This window comes from Natronosporangium hydrolyticum, from assembly GCF_016925615.1.
GTDB lineage: Bacteria > Actinomycetota > Actinomycetes > Mycobacteriales > Micromonosporaceae > Natronosporangium > Natronosporangium hydrolyticum.
This window is the reverse complement of record NZ_CP070499.1, coordinates 5276540-5289533: the sequence shown is the minus strand read 5'-3', so window position 1 is coordinate 5289533 and position 12994 is coordinate 5276540. Positions and strand designations below refer to the sequence as shown.

Sequence of the window (12994 nt, the reverse complement as noted above, 5' to 3'; positions counted from 1 at the left end):
ACATTCGCTGGCTGGCTGCTCCGCCAGGCGGGGAGGGGGAACACCCTGGTGAGTCTCGGGGTCGGATCAGGGACTAGCCGGATGTTCCGCGCCGCCCGTCGGGTCTACCGTGACGATGTGACTCTGATCAGCACCGAAGCACTGACCAAACGGTACGGTGAGCGGGTCGCCGCGCTCGACGGACTGACCGTCGAGGTGGCACCCGGCATCATCGGGCTCGTCGGCGCTAACGGCGCCGGCAAGTCCACCCTCATCAAGATCCTGCTGGGGCTCGCCGCCCCGACCAGCGGATCCGCCCGGGTGCTGGGCCTCGACCCGGTTCGTCAGGGCGAGCAGGTTCGGGCCCGGGTCGGCTACATGCCCGAGCACGACTGCCTGCCGCCCGACGTGATCGCCGCCGAACTCGTCACGCACCTCGCCAGGATGAGCGGCCTACCCCGCACCACCGCCAGGGAACGGGCCAGCGAAGCGCTGCGCCACGTCGGCCTCTACGAAGAGCGGTACCGGCAGATCGGTGGCTACTCGACCGGCATGAAGCAGCGGGTCAAACTCGCCCAAGCGCTGGTGCACGACCCGTATCTGCTGCTGCTCGACGAACCGACCAACGGGCTCGACCCGGCCGGTCGGGAGGCGATGCTGACGCTCATCGCCCGCATCGGCGTCGAGTTCGGCGTGTCGATCGTGGTCTGTTCCCACCTGCTCGGTGAGGTGGAGCGGATCTGCGACACGCTGGTGGCGATCGATGCCGGGAAGCTGCTGCGGGCAGATCGGATCTCCGCGATGACCGCCGGCACCGGGGTGTTGGCGGTCGAGGTCGACGAGGGGACCGATGAGCTGGCGACCGCCCTCGCCGAGCTGAGCCCACGCCGGGAGGGCGACGCGCTGCTGGTGCCGCTGACCGGGGAGCAGACCTACGACACGGTGGTCGAGACGGTGGCGCGGCTCGAACTACCGCTGCACCGGCTGGCTCAGCGCCACCACCAGGTCTCCGACCTGTTCGCCGCCGCCACCACGGAGGTGCGGGCATGACCAACGGAGTCATCCACGATCTCGGCTACCAGCGGTACACCGGCCAGCGGCTGGATCGCGGCTACGCGGTCCGCTCCCTGTACTGGCACTCGCTGCGCAGCGCGTTCGGCATCGGCCGCGGCGCCAAGGCGAAGGTCTTCCCGTGGCTGGTGACCGGCCTGGTGGCGGCGGTGGCGATCGTGGTCACCGCGATCCGCGCCGTGCTGGGAGAGCCGGTGCTCGGTTATCTCGCCTTCCCGGACGCGGTCTTCATGCTGCTGGTGCTGTTCTGCGCGGTGGCCGCGCCGGAGCTGGTCTCCCGGGACCTGCACAGCGGGGTGCTGCCGCTCTACTTCTCCCGGCCACTGCGCCGCACCGACTATGCCTTCGCGAAGCTGGCGGCGCTGGTGACCGCGGTCTGGCTGGTGCTCGCCGGCTCGCTGCTGGTGATGTTCCTGGGCGGCGCGTTCGGCACCGACCGGATCGGCGAGGTGTGGCCGGAGTTGGGCGACTTCGCCCGGGGCCTCGGCTACGCGGCGATCACGGCGACCGTCTTCGGCGCACTCGCGATCCTGGCCGCGTCGTTGATCGCCCGCCGGACCGTGGCGGCCGGTGTCATCGTCGCCCTGTTTCTGGCGACCATGCCGGTGGTGGGCGTGCTCGACCCCGGCGGCGGTCACCTGCCCGCGGGCGAGGCAGGCCGCCACCTGGCCCGGATGGTGAACCCGAGCACGTTGGTGCACGGAGTCCGGGACTGGCTCTTCCATCGGGACACACTGGAGCTGGGCGGGTTCGGCCCGCTCTACCTCGTGGTCGCCGTCGGGCTGGTCGGCCTCACCGTCGGTCTGTTGTTGCTGCGCTACCGGAGGGTCAGCCGATGAAGGTGGAACTCAACGACGTCTCCCGGTGGTACGGCAACGTGGTGGCGGTCAACAACGTCAGCATGACGCTCGGGCCCGGGGTGACCGGTCTACTCGGCCCGAACGGTGCCGGTAAGACCACCCTGCTGCACATGATGTCCGGCTTCCTGCCCCCGTCCCGGGGCACGGTGACGCTCGATGGGGTTCCGGCGTGGCGGCAGCCCGCGGTCTACCGCAGCCTCGGGCTGGTGACCGAACAGGAGGCGGTGCACGGCTTCCTGACCGGCTACGAGTTCGTGCTCGCCAGCGCCCGGCTGCATCGACTGCCCGATCCGGCGGCGGCGGCCCGGCGCGCCATCGCGCAGGTCGAGTTGGACGATGCCCAGCACCGGCGGATCGGCACCTACTCGAAGGGGATGCGGCAGCGGGCCCGGGTCGCCTCGGCGCTGGTCCACGAGCCGGCCGTGCTGCTGCTCGACGAGCCCTTCAACGGCATGGACCCGCGGCAACGGATGCAGATGATGCGGCTGCTGCACGAACTCGGTGAGTCGGGTCACACGGTGCTGTTCAGCTCGCACATTCTGGAGGAGGTGGCACAGCTCTCCGGGACGGTGCAGGTGATCGTGGCCGGGCGGCTCGCCGCCTCCGGTGACTACCGCAGCATCCGCCGGCTGATGACCCACCGGCCGCACGTGTTCACCGTCCACTCCAGCGACGACCGCCGGTTGGCGGTCGCCCTGCTCGCCGAGGCGTCGGTGGTCGGGGTCGAGCTGCTGCCCGCCGGCGGGCTCACCGTCCGCAGCAGGGACTATGGCGCGTTCGCCCGCGCACTGCCCCGGATCGCCGTGGCGCAACAGCTGCGGCTCACCGGGCTGGTCCCCACCGACGAGTCCTTGGAAAGCGTCTTCTCCTACCTGGTGGCATCATGATCAATCCAACGGTTGTCCGGATCACCCTCCGGGGTCTACTCGGGCGGCGCCGGTTCCTGCTCCTACTACCGCTGCCCCTACTCGTGGTCGGGCTGGCCCTGCTCGCCGACCTGATCGGCGCCCGGCCGGTCGACTGGGTGTCCGGCATCCTGATCGGACTCGGCGTCGCGGTGGTGCTGCCGGTGTTGGCGTTGATCATCGCGGCGAGCGTCCTCGGGTCCGAGATCGACGACGGGACGGTCGTCCACATCCTCGCCAAGCCCTTACCCCGGCGCGAGATCATCTGCTCCAAACTGCTGGTGGCGGTGGTGGTCACTTTCGTCGCGGTGGGGCCGGCGCTGCTGCTCGGCGGGGCGCTGGCCGAGCCCGCCATCGGGCTAGGCCTGCTGGTCGGAGCGGCGGCGGGCGCCTTCGCGTACGCCGCGGTCTTCCTGGCGCTGTCGCTGCTCACCCGCCGCCCGGTGCTGATCGGGTTGGTCTACGTCCTGGTCTGGGAGGGGCTGCTGACCAACCTGCTCAGCGGTGCCCAGGTGCTCTCGATCCAGCAGTATGTGATCACGATCGCGGATCAGGTGGCGGGCTCGACGCTGCTGACCAGCTCGGTGTCGCTGCCGGTCGCCCTCGCCATGACCGCGGTGGTGACGGTCGGCGCTACCGTACTGGCGACCGACCGGCTCCGGTCGTTCGCGGTCGCCGGCACCTGACCCCGGAGGCGACGGTGCCGAGCAGTTGGCGTCGGGCGGTTCTCGTCAGGTAACTGACGAGAACCGCTCCACGTCCGGGGTCTTGCCGGCGACGATCAGCAGCGCCCCGCCGTAGACCATGGTCTCCGGCCGGGCGTAGGTGAAGTCCGAACCGGTCATCTTCACCGCCACCACGGTCACGCCGTACTTGCTGCGGAGTTTGCTGTCGCCGAGGGTGCGGCCGATCGCCTCGGTCGGTGCCTGCACCTTCGCCATCGCGTACCCGTCGTCGAACTCGATGAAGTCGAGCATCTGGCTGGCGATGAGGTGGGCGACCCGCTCGCCCATCGCCGCCTCCGGGTAGATCACGTGGTCGGCCCCGACCGCGGAGAGGATCTTGCCGTGCTTGGCGCTGATCGCCTTCGCCCAGAGGTCCCGCACCCCGAGATCATTCAGGGTGAGCACGCTCAGCACGCTGGCCTCGATCTCGGTGCCGATCCCGACGATCGCCCGGCGCAGGTCCCCGACACCAAGTTGCCGGAGCGCATCCTCGTCGGTGGCGTCGGCCTGCACCACGTGGGTGAGCCGGTCGGCCCACTTCTGCACGATCTGCTCGTCTTCGTCGATCGCCAACACCTCGTGGCCGAGCCGGATCAGCGAGGCGGCGACTTGGCCGCCGAACCGGCCCAACCCCACCACCAGGATGCCGTCGGTGGAGGCCTTGCTAGCCAACGGTGCTGCTCCTTCGCCTGCCGGGACCGGTGTCGACGCCGTGGGCCGGTCAGCCGACGATCGGTCGCTCCTGGGGATAACGGTACATCCGCTGCCGGGTGTTCAGCGCCAGCCCGGTCGCCAGCACCATCGGCCCCACCCGCCCGATGAACATCCACGCCGCGATGATCAGCTGAGCGGGCTCGGGGGCCGCCGCGGTGACCCCGGTGGAGAGACCGACGGTGGCGAAGGCCGAGACCACGTCGAAGAGGATGTACTCGAGCGGGAACCCGTCGGTGACCAGCTCCACCAGCAGCGTGCCCACCACCACCAGCGCCACCCCGAGCAGCGCCACGCTGAGCGCCTCCCGCTGCGCCGGCCCGGCCACCCGGCGGCGGCCGACCACCACGTCCGGCTCACCTCGGATCTCCGACCAGATGATGTACGCCAGCAGCAGGAACGTCGCGACCTTGATCCCGCCGGCGGTGGAGGCGCTGCCGCCGCCGATGAACATCAGTCCGATCGTGATGATGATCGACTCGGCGTGCAGCGCGCTGAACTCGATGCTGTTGAATCCGCCGGACCGGGGCATCGCGCCGTTGAAGAAGGCGGCCAGCACCTTCTCGCCCACCCCCAGCGGTCCGAGCGTGGCCGGGTTGCGCCACTCGAACGCCAGCAGTGCGACGAAGCCGACCACCAGCAGCAGCGCCGAGCCGATGATGGTGAGCCGGGTATGCAGGGTCCAGTGCTCGGGGCGGCGCAGCTGCCGGCCCAGTTCGATCAGCACCGGGAAGCCGAGGCTGCCAGCGATCACCCCGAAGGCCAGGGCGCCGCTGATCCACCAGTCGCCGACGTACTCCTCCATGGAGGTGGTGAAGAGCGAGAAGCCGCCGTTGTTGAAGGCGGAGATGCCGTGGAAGATGCCCTGCCACGCCGCCTCTTCGAAGCTCCGGCCGTACCCGCTCCACCAGCGGATCGTCAGCACCGCCGCGACCACCAGCTCGAAGGCGAGCTGAATCAGCGCGACCCGGATCAGCACGCCCTTGATGTTGGCCATGTCCAAGCTGCGGCCCTCGGTGGTGGCGAGCAGCCGGGTGCGGACCCCGAGTCTCCGGGCGACCAGCAGCGCGAGCAGCGTCGCGGCGGTCATGATGCCGTAGCCGCCGGCCTTCACCGAGCAGATGATGACTGCGTGGCCGAAGTCGGACCAGTGGGCGGTGTCGACCACGATCAGTCCGGTGACACAGATCGCGGAAGTGGCGGTGAACAGCGCGGTGACGAGGCTGGTCGACGCCGCCGGGTCGGCCCGGGCGGCGGGCAGCATGAGCAGGACCGTGCTGATCCCGATCGCGGCGAGAAACGCCAACGGCACGAGCCGAGCAGGGTGCTTACTCAAACTGCCCTCTCCTCGCGCGATCATGGACCTAGGTACATGAACTGGCCGTTATGCGGTCCCCAACCCCATGGTCAACGCACCGGCTGTGCTGGCGGAGCGGGGTCGGCGAAACGGGCTTGGCGGGCGGCGTAGCTCCGTAGCGCCCGGAGGAAGTCGACCCGCCGGAAACCCGGCCAGTAGACGTCGCAGAAGTAGAGCTCCGAGTGCGCGGTCTGCCACAGCAGGAAGCCGCCCAGCCGCTGCTCGCCGCTGGTGCGGATGACCAGATCCGGGTCGGGCAGGCCGCCGGTGTAGAGATGGGCGGCGATCCGCTCCGGATCCAGGCTCGCCGCCAACGATTCGACCGTCTCGCCCGCCCTGGCGGCGTCGTCGAGCAGGCCTCGGACAGCATCGGCGATCTCGGTACGGCCGTCGTAGCCGATCGCCAGCGTAAGGTCGTAGCCGGCGCGATCCTGGGTCGCCGCCGCCGCCGCCTTCAGCGCGCGGGCGGTGCTGTCCGGCAGGATGTCCAGCTGGCCTGCGAGGTGCAGGCGCCACCGGTTGTCCGGGCGGGCAAGCCGCTGCTCGACCCCCTGTTCGGCGAGCCGCATCAGAAAGCCGACCTCGCCGTCGTCCCGCTTACGCAGGTTGTCGGCGGAGCAGACAAACGCGGTGACCTGCGTGATGCCGAGGTCGGCGCACCATTCGAGGACTCGCGCCAGGTGTTCGGCGCCCTGCTGGTGGCCGGCGCTGACGCTGTCGAGGCCCGCCCGCCGGGCCCACCGACGGTTACCGTCCATGACCACCGCGACGTGTCGGGGGAGCCGGTCGGCCGGCAGTCGACGTTGAAGTCGCCGGGCATACCAGCGATAGAGCGCTTGCCGCATTGCGTCAACCTAACAGCATCAGCGGCCCGGCCCGTGGGTACGCCGGTCCGCCCGCGTGGCTGGCGGCGGCGTTCCCAGCGTGGCTGTGGAGCGATCGCCGCGCGGGAGCAGACTGTTGGCAACCGGACCACATCCTGAGCGTTGTAGGCCACAACACTGAGGATGTGGGTTCGCGCCCAACAGTACGACCCGGCGGGGCCGTCGGTGGCCGCCTTGCGCGCGGGTCGCATCATGGACGGGTGACCAGGCGGACACTGCAAGGTGATGTGGGGCAGCTGCTCCGGACGGTAAGGGAGCGCCGAGGCCTTTCCCAGTCCCGGCTGGCGGCCCGGGTGGGGACCAGCCAACAGCGCCTCTCGCAAGTGGAGCGGGGGGTCGCCAACCCGACGCTGGGGGACCTCGAGCGACTCTTCGATGGGCTGGGCCAGCGGCTCCGGGTGGCGGCCGTTCCGCACGCCGAGGCGGTCCGGGAGGTGCGGGTGCGTCTGCTCGACCGCCTGCCGGCCGCGGTCGTCATTCGCCTGGGCGATCACCAACTCCGGGTGCCGCCAATGTCCTGGCTCACGGCGCACGATCCGGACCTCGCGGAGTTGCTGGCGCGGCTTACCCGGGCGGGGTGGGCAGGGTCGGCGGCAACAGCTTCGCCAGCTGTGGGGTGACCGACCAGGCACTGGTCAGGTCGGCGTACTCCTGTTGTTGGGCAGCGGTCGCGGGGGCGCCGGTATAGGCGGCGCGCAGCAGCAGATTCCGCGGGGTGTGCTGGGAGTCGATGAACTCCACCACCTCCACCCGGTAACCGTGCTGCCGCAACAGCGACGCCCGCAACGAGTCGGTGAGGACGTCGGCGAACCGTTCCCGCAGGATGCCGTGCCGGACCAGCGGCGGGTAGGGCGGGCTCGGCGACCGGCGCAGCTGCGCCGCCACATCGTGGTGGCAGCACGGGGCGGCCAGGATCCAACGGGCCCCCCAGCCCACCGCCCGGGCGAGGGCGTCGTCGGTGGCGGTGTCGCAGGCGTGCAGCGCGAGGACCAGCTCGGGCGCGGGGGTCACCACCGCGTCGGCGATGCTGCCGGCGGCGAAGGTGAGCCGGTCCGACCAGCCGAGCTGCGCGGCGAGCGCGGTGTTGCGGGCCCGCTGGTCGTCGCGGACATCCACCCCGACCACGTTGACGTCGAGCCCGCGCTCGGTGGTCAGCCACCGGTAGGCGGCGAAGGTGAGGTACGCGTTGCCGCAGCCGAGATCGACGATGTGCAGCGGCTGCGGCAATCGTTCGGGGTCGGTGCCCGGTTCCGGCAGCGTCGCCGCCAACGCCCGCAGGAAGGCGTCCACCTGGCGGCGTTTGGCAGCGTCCGCGCCGATGCTGCCGAAGAGCGGATCGCCGGGGTCGAGCAGGTGCCGCCGGCTCCGGTCATGGTTGGGCGTGGCCGAGGGCGGCGTACTGCCGGCGGCGCGGTGGACCTGCGCCTGCCCGGACTTGGTGACCCGCACCTGGAGGGTGGCGCCGCCGGCCTCCACGAGCCAGCTGCCGAACGGTTCCGCGAGCAGTTCGTCGACCGCGGCCTCGGCGGGCGGGCCGTAGCCGAGGTTGCGGGTGGTGGGGCGCTCGCCAACGGTGGTGACCAGCTGTAGCTGGGCCTCGCCGCGCAGGGTCACCGGCCGCAGCTCGGCCCGGCGCGCCGCCGGCTGCCGACCGCGTCGCTTGCCGGCGGCGACCGCGCGGATCAGGTCGCCGCCGAGCAGGAGGGTACGCAGCTCCGACAGGACCGGGGGCAATGGTTCGGGCATGAGTTCACCAGGGACGTGGCGACCAGGGGTCACAACGTTCGGGTCTCGCCGATCGCCAGATCCCAGAGGTCGTCGCGGGGGCGGCCGGCCCGCGTCCACGCTTCGGTGGCGCGGGTCAGGGGTTCGATGATCGGCTCGTTGGACAGGATGAAGGTCCCCCAGTGCATCGGCACCATGCGGGTCGCCGTCAAATCCAGGCAGGCCTGCACCGCCTCCTCGGGGTCGACGTGCATGGCGTGCATGAACCAGCGGGGCTGGTAGGCGCCGACCGGCAACAGCGCGAGGTCGATGCCGGGGTAGCGGTCGCCGATCTCGCGGAACCAGTGGCCGTAACCGGTGTCACCGGCGAAGTAGATCCGCTCCGCTCCGGAGCTGAGCACCCAACCGCCCCACAGGCTGCGGCAGGTGTCGGTGAGGGTGCGCCGGCTCCAGTGGTGCGCCGGAACGAAGTCGAACTCCACCTCACGAAGCCGCCACGACTGCCACCAGTCGAACTCGCGTACCTCGGTGAACCCTCGACGGCGGAACCATCGGCCGAGGTTGGCCGGCACGAATACCGGGGTGTCGCGGGGTAGCCGGCGGATGGTGGGCGCGTCGAGGTGATCATAGTGGTTGTGGCTGATCACCACCGCGTCGATCGGTGGTAGCGCGGACCAGGCGATGCCCGGTGGCGTGATCCGGGGGAGGATGCCGGGGATCCGGCGGGACCACACCGGGTCGGTGAGCACCGTCAGCCCACCGATCGTGATCACGAAGCTGGCGTGGCCCGCCCAGGTCAATGCGGTGGTCGCCGGCTCCGGGGCGGGCGGCGGCCCGGTCGGTGCACCCGGCGCGACCGGCACCGCGCCGGCCTGTGCGAGGAGCTGCCGGGTGGGGCCGCGTTCCCGCACCATCCGCCAGACATCGACCGGGCGGGGCAGGGGCCCGGTGAGCCGGTCACGGAATGAACGGGGCCAGCTGGCGACCTGCGGTGGCGTGGTCATGTCATCAGGGTACGGCGCGGCTGCGGTGGCGCGGCTGAAGTCCAGGCCACGCCACCGCAGCCGCCGTTGCGCTCAGCTGGCCGGCTGCTCGGTGGCCTCGGTGACCTGCTCCGGACGGGCACCTTCCCGGCCCGCGGCACCGCGACCGCCGCGGCGCCGACGGCGGCGGGTACGGCCGGCCCCGCCCTCGGAGGTGGTCGGCTCCTCCCGCTCCGGTGCCGAAGCGACCGCCGCGGTGGGCGCCGAAGTAGGCGCCGAGGTGGTCGAGGGCTCGCCCACGGCGGCGGCGTCTCGGGTGCCGCCGCGGCGGCGGCGTTGCCGGGGGCTGCGGGGGGAGCGTTCGGCTGGCCGGTCGGTGGGGCGGCGGCGGCCGCGCTCCTTGGTCCGGGAACCGCCGAGGTCTTCCTCGGTCTCGGCGCCGAGCCCGGCCCGGGACTGTTGCGCCGAGGGCAGGATGCCGGTGGCGTCGCTGGGGATGTCTAGATCCTGGGCTAGCCACTCGGAGGTGTGGTAAGTCTCGGGTGGTTCGGGCGTGGCCAGCCCCATCGACTTGTCGATCAGCCGCCAGCGGGCCATGTCTTCCCAGTCGACGAAGGTCACCGCGATGCCGGTGGCCCCGGCCCGGCCGGTGCGGCCGATCCGGTGGGTGTAGGTGTCGGGGTCCTCGGGGCAGTCGTAGTTGATCACGTGAGTGACCCCGGTCACATCCAGCCCGCGGGCGGCGACGTCGGTGGCGACAAGTACGTCGACCTTGCCGCTGCGGAACGCGCGCAGCGCCCGTTCCCGAGCACCCTGGCCGAGGTCGCCGTGGACCGCGGCGCAGGCGAAGCCTCGGAAGTCGAGTTCACCCGCGACCTTGTCGACCCCCCGCTTGGTACGCGAGAAGATGATGGTCAGGCCGCGCTCCCGGGCTTGCAGGATGCGGGCGACCATCTCGACCTTGTTGAGCGAGTGGGTGCGGTAGATGACCTGGCGGGTCTGCGGCGCCCCGGCCCCGGCCGCCCCTGGGTGGGTGGCGTGCAGCGTCATCGGCGACCGGAGGAACCGGCGGGACAGGGCCACGATCGGGTCCGGCATCGTGGCCGAGAAGAGCATGGTCTGCCGCTCGGCCGGCAGCATCGCGAGGATCTTCTCGACGTCGTCGAGGAACCCGAGGTCGAGCATCCGGTCGGCCTCGTCGAGCACCAGCGCCTGGATTTGCCGTAGCTTCAGCTGCTTCTGCCGGGCCAGGTCGAGTAGCCGGCCGGGGGTCCCCACCACGATCTCGACGCCGGCGCGCAGCTTGTCGGTCTGCGACTCGTAGGCGACCCCGCCGTAGATCGGCAGGACCCGGATCCCGCGGGTGGCGCCGCCGGCGGTCAGGTCGCTGGCGACCTGGAGGCACAGCTCGCGGGTGGGTACGACCACCAGTGCCTGCGGCGTGCCGTCGGCGCCCTCGCTGCGGGCGGTGACCCGCTCCAGCAGCGGCACCCCGAAGCCGAGCGTCTTCCCGGTGCCGGTGGGGGCCTGGCCGATCACGTCGTTGCCCCGCATCGCGATCGGGATCGCGTACTCCTGGATGGCGAACGAGTGGGTGATGCCCACCGCGGCGAGCGCCGCCACCGTCTCCGGTCGGGCGCCGAGGTCCGCAAAGGTCGGACTGTCCGGTTTAACTTGCTTTTCTGCTTGCTCCTGATTTGCGGCTGTATCGGTCATAAGTTGGATTTCGCTTGCCCTCCGTCGGGCCGCCGGCTACTGATCCGGCGGGTAGCGCGCCCCGGATTCTCGAAGGGCGCGACATCGTCGTTGCTGCGCCATCCCGGCGCAGCGCGCTCATCGGCGGCGATCTAGCCGCGAGAACACGTGCCGCGGGCGAGGACGCCCGCGTAACTGGCTCCATCATACGAGAGAGACGGCACAATCACGAGTAACTGCCGTAAGGTGGATCTCGACCGGTCGCGCTGACGGAGAGAAACCCACCTGTGATGTCTGAGCCGAGCTCGCCCGCTTCCCTGATCAGCACCACCGCTGACCCCGGGGCGGAGGCAGTGGCTGAGCTGCTCGGCATGCTCGCCTACGGCGAGCTGCTGGCGTTCGAGCGGATGGCCTCCGACGCCCGGCTCGCGCCGGATCTGGACCGTCGGGCGGTGCTGTCGGAGATGGCCGCCGCGGAGATCACCAATTACCAGCGGCTCGCCGCCCGGCTGGCCGAGTTGGGGGCCGAGCCGCAGCAGGTGATGACGCCGTACGTCCAGCCGCTGCAGGCGTACCACAACCGGACCGAGCCGCGGGATTGGCTGGAGGCGCTGACCAAGGCTTACGTTGGCGACAGCGTGGCCGACGACTTCTTCCGGGAGGTCGCGGCGTTCTTAGCCGACCGGGACCGGCAGCTGGTGCTAGAGGTCCTGCACGACTCCCGGTACGGGGAGTTCGCGGCCGACGAGATCCGGACCGCGATCGCGGCCGACCCGAAGCTGGCGAACCGGCTCTCGATCTGGGCCCGCCGGTTGATGGGAGAGGGTCTGTCGCAGGCGCAGCATGTCGCGGCGGCCCGGCCGACGCTGGCGACGCTGATCATCACCGGAGCGGGGGATCAGGATGGGGTGACCGCGTTACTGCGGCGGTTGACCTCGGCGCACGGTGCCCGGATGAACGCGGTAGGGCTGAACAACTAGCGGCCGTGCGGCCCGACGCCTAAACCAACCGGTTACGGCTGTGCCCGGCCCACCGGGGCGAACCCCACCGGCCGGTGCATCTGCTCGGCGATCTCGACGTAGGCGAGCTTGTCGACCGGCACGATCACCCGCCGCCCTTTCTCGTCGACCAGCTGCAACACCCCGGACGAGTCGGCGATGGCGGTGGTGACCGCCTTCTCCACCTCTTCCGACGACTGCGCGCTCTCTAGCACCAGCTCACGTCCGGCGTGCTGGACGCCGATTTTGACCTCCAAGTCCCCACTCCTCTCACGGGTTCGTCGCCGACGATACCTCCCCTTCGGGGCCAGGTTGCCACCCCTCCGCTCCGTGCTGTAGCGGAAAGCTCGCAATGCCCCGCCAGGCGAGGGCGGCGAGTAGCGACTCGGCCTCCGGGCGTGGCACTTGGCGGCCGGTGGCGAGCCAGAACCGGGCGGCGGTGTGCGCCGAACCGACCAGACCGGCCGCGAGCAGCTCCGCCGGCGCCCGGCCGGCGCCGGTGTCGGCCATGATCGTGTCCGCGATAGCCTCGATGGACTCCCGTTCGGCCCGTTCCACCCGCTCCCGGGCGGCCGGTTCGTTGCGCAGATCCGACTCGAACACCAGCCGGAAGGCTCCGCTCTCGTGGTCGATGATGTCGAAGTACGCCTCGATGGCGCTGCGCACCCGTTGCTTGTTGTCGGCGGTGGCCGCCATCGCTGCCCGGGTCTTGGTAACCATCGCATCACAATGGGTGTCTAGTAGTGCGAGGTACAGCTCAAGCTTGCTCGGAAAGTGCTGGTAGAGCACGGGCTTCGAGACGCCGGCCCGCTCCGCGATCTCATCCATCGCCGCCGCATGGTAACCCTGTGCGACGAACACCTCCTGAGCTGCGGCGAGCAGTTGCTTGCGGCGCGCCGAACGGGGCAGGCGAGTCGGCCGTCCGACGGGTATCTCCGTCGTGTCCTGGGACATCCTTCCCCCTTCCAGGTGCCGGGTGCAGGTGGCGGGCAATTGGTCCGTCTGACCCGGCTCGTCTAGTCCATCATCACGTATGCCGGCGACGCATGCGGCGACGCCCGGCGGGTTAACGGATGTGCGTAGGCACGGTAGCCTCACTCT

General features: G+C 70.7%; 14 protein-coding genes. 6 read left to right on the top strand and 8 right to left on the bottom strand.

What is annotated here, in order from left to right:
- The first annotated feature begins 117 nt into the window (after positions 1-117).
- Genes JQS43_RS23935 through JQS43_RS23920 form a run of 4 tightly spaced genes read left to right on the top strand, consistent with a single transcriptional unit; the run spans position 118 to position 3501 of the window.
- Complete coding sequence (locus JQS43_RS23935; RefSeq protein WP_239676615.1) at positions 118-1029, top strand: ABC transporter ATP-binding protein; 912 nt, start codon at positions 118-120, stop codon at positions 1027-1029.
- The gene (locus JQS43_RS23930) at positions 1026-1889 is read left to right on the top strand and encodes an ABC transporter permease subunit (protein WP_239676614.1); all 864 of its coding nucleotides are present in this window, start codon (positions 1026-1028) and stop codon (positions 1887-1889) included. The genes JQS43_RS23935 and JQS43_RS23930 overlap by 4 nt, the downstream gene beginning before the upstream one ends.
- Positions 1886-2797: an ABC transporter ATP-binding protein gene (locus JQS43_RS23925; protein ID WP_239676613.1), complete on the top strand. Its 912-nt coding sequence runs from the start codon at positions 1886-1888 to the stop codon at positions 2795-2797. Before JQS43_RS23930 ends, JQS43_RS23925 begins: the two co-directional genes overlap by 4 nt.
- Positions 2794-3501 (top strand): ABC transporter permease, encoded by a 708-nt coding sequence (locus JQS43_RS23920; RefSeq protein ID WP_239676612.1) that lies wholly within the window; start codon positions 2794-2796, stop codon positions 3499-3501. The genes JQS43_RS23925 and JQS43_RS23920 overlap by 4 nt, the downstream gene beginning before the upstream one ends.
- A 45-nt stretch (positions 3502-3546) precedes the next feature.
- Here JQS43_RS23920 and JQS43_RS23915 read toward each other — a convergent pair whose 3' ends face one another.
- The 3 genes from JQS43_RS23915 to uppS are packed head-to-tail and all read right to left on the bottom strand — an operon-like array spanning position 3547 to position 6453.
- The gene (locus tag JQS43_RS23915) at positions 3547-4212 is read right to left on the bottom strand and encodes a potassium channel family protein (protein ID WP_239676611.1); all 666 of its coding nucleotides are present in this window, start codon (positions 4210-4212) and stop codon (positions 3547-3549) included.
- 49 nt (positions 4213-4261) lie between these two features.
- On the bottom strand, positions 4262-5611 hold the full coding sequence (locus JQS43_RS23910; protein ID WP_239676610.1) for a TrkH family potassium uptake protein: 1350 nt from the start codon (positions 5609-5611) through the stop codon (positions 4262-4264).
- Between the two features lie 47 nt (positions 5612-5658).
- Positions 5659-6453 carry a polyprenyl diphosphate synthase gene (gene uppS / locus JQS43_RS23905; RefSeq protein WP_239676609.1) on the bottom strand — a complete coding sequence of 265 codons (795 nt, stop codon included), beginning with the start codon at positions 6451-6453 and terminating at the stop codon, positions 5659-5661.
- A gap of 239 nt (positions 6454-6692) precedes the next feature.
- Between uppS and JQS43_RS23900 the strand changes: the two genes are divergently transcribed.
- The gene (locus tag JQS43_RS23900) at positions 6693-7112 is read left to right on the top strand and encodes a helix-turn-helix domain-containing protein (protein ID WP_239676608.1); all 420 of its coding nucleotides are present in this window, start codon (positions 6693-6695) and stop codon (positions 7110-7112) included.
- On the opposite strand, the gene JQS43_RS23895 is transcribed toward JQS43_RS23900, so the two are convergent.
- The 3 genes from JQS43_RS23895 to JQS43_RS23885 form a co-directional block, all read right to left on the bottom strand.
- Complete coding sequence (locus JQS43_RS23895) at positions 7057-8238, bottom strand: class I SAM-dependent methyltransferase (RefSeq protein ID WP_239676607.1); 1182 nt, start codon at positions 8236-8238, stop codon at positions 7057-7059. The genes JQS43_RS23900 and JQS43_RS23895 overlap by 56 nt on opposite strands.
- Before the next feature lie 29 nt (positions 8239-8267).
- Positions 8268-9221, bottom strand: coding sequence for an MBL fold metallo-hydrolase (locus JQS43_RS23890; protein WP_239676606.1), 954 nt, complete (start codon positions 9219-9221; stop codon positions 8268-8270).
- Positions 9222-9293: 72 nt separating this feature from the next.
- Complete coding sequence (locus JQS43_RS23885) at positions 9294-10916, bottom strand: DEAD/DEAH box helicase (protein ID WP_239676605.1); 1623 nt, start codon at positions 10914-10916, stop codon at positions 9294-9296.
- Between the two features lie 269 nt (positions 10917-11185).
- Here JQS43_RS23885 and JQS43_RS23880 point away from each other — a divergent pair, with 269 nt between their 5' ends.
- Entirely contained in the window at positions 11186-11875 is a 690-nt protein-coding gene (locus JQS43_RS23880) for a ferritin-like fold-containing protein (protein WP_239676604.1), read from the top strand.
- Positions 11876-11907: 32 nt separating this feature from the next.
- Here the strand turns inward: JQS43_RS23880 and JQS43_RS23875 are convergent, their stop codons facing one another.
- Together JQS43_RS23875 and JQS43_RS23870 are read right to left on the bottom strand one after the other, a co-directional pair.
- Positions 11908-12150: a DUF3107 domain-containing protein gene (locus tag JQS43_RS23875; protein WP_239676603.1), complete on the bottom strand. Its 243-nt coding sequence runs from the start codon at positions 12148-12150 to the stop codon at positions 11908-11910.
- A 13-nt stretch (positions 12151-12163) separates the two neighbouring features.
- Positions 12164-12847, bottom strand: coding sequence for a TetR/AcrR family transcriptional regulator (locus JQS43_RS23870; protein WP_239676602.1), 684 nt, complete (start codon positions 12845-12847; stop codon positions 12164-12166).
- Between the last annotated feature and the right edge of the window lie 147 nt (positions 12848-12994).

What these genes read in the sequence shown, in the direction of transcription:
- JQS43_RS23870 (WP_239676602.1), bottom strand. Translation starts at nt 12,847, where the DNA reads ATGTCCCAGGACACGACGGAGATACCCGTCGGACGGCCGACTCGCCTG.
- JQS43_RS23920 (WP_239676612.1), top strand. Translation starts at nt 2,794, where the DNA reads ATGATCAATCCAACGGTTGTCCGGATCACCCTCCGGGGTCTACTCGGG.
- JQS43_RS23925 (WP_239676613.1), top strand. Translation starts at nt 1,886, where the DNA reads ATGAAGGTGGAACTCAACGACGTCTCCCGGTGGTACGGCAACGTGGTG.
- JQS43_RS23880 (WP_239676604.1), top strand. Translation starts at nt 11,186, where the DNA reads ATGTCTGAGCCGAGCTCGCCCGCTTCCCTGATCAGCACCACCGCTGAC.
- JQS43_RS23930 (WP_239676614.1), top strand. Translation starts at nt 1,026, where the DNA reads ATGACCAACGGAGTCATCCACGATCTCGGCTACCAGCGGTACACCGGC.
- JQS43_RS23895 (WP_239676607.1), bottom strand. Translation starts at nt 8,238, where the DNA reads ATGCCCGAACCATTGCCCCCGGTCCTGTCGGAGCTGCGTACCCTCCTG.
- uppS (WP_239676609.1), bottom strand. Translation starts at nt 6,453, where the DNA reads ATGCGGCAAGCGCTCTATCGCTGGTATGCCCGGCGACTTCAACGTCGA.
- JQS43_RS23910 (WP_239676610.1), bottom strand. Translation starts at nt 5,611, where the DNA reads ATGATCGCGCGAGGAGAGGGCAGTTTGAGTAAGCACCCTGCTCGGCTC.
- JQS43_RS23890 (WP_239676606.1), bottom strand. Translation starts at nt 9,221, where the DNA reads ATGACCACGCCACCGCAGGTCGCCAGCTGGCCCCGTTCATTCCGTGAC.
- JQS43_RS23885 (WP_239676605.1), bottom strand. Translation starts at nt 10,916, where the DNA reads ATGACCGATACAGCCGCAAATCAGGAGCAAGCAGAAAAGCAAGTTAAA.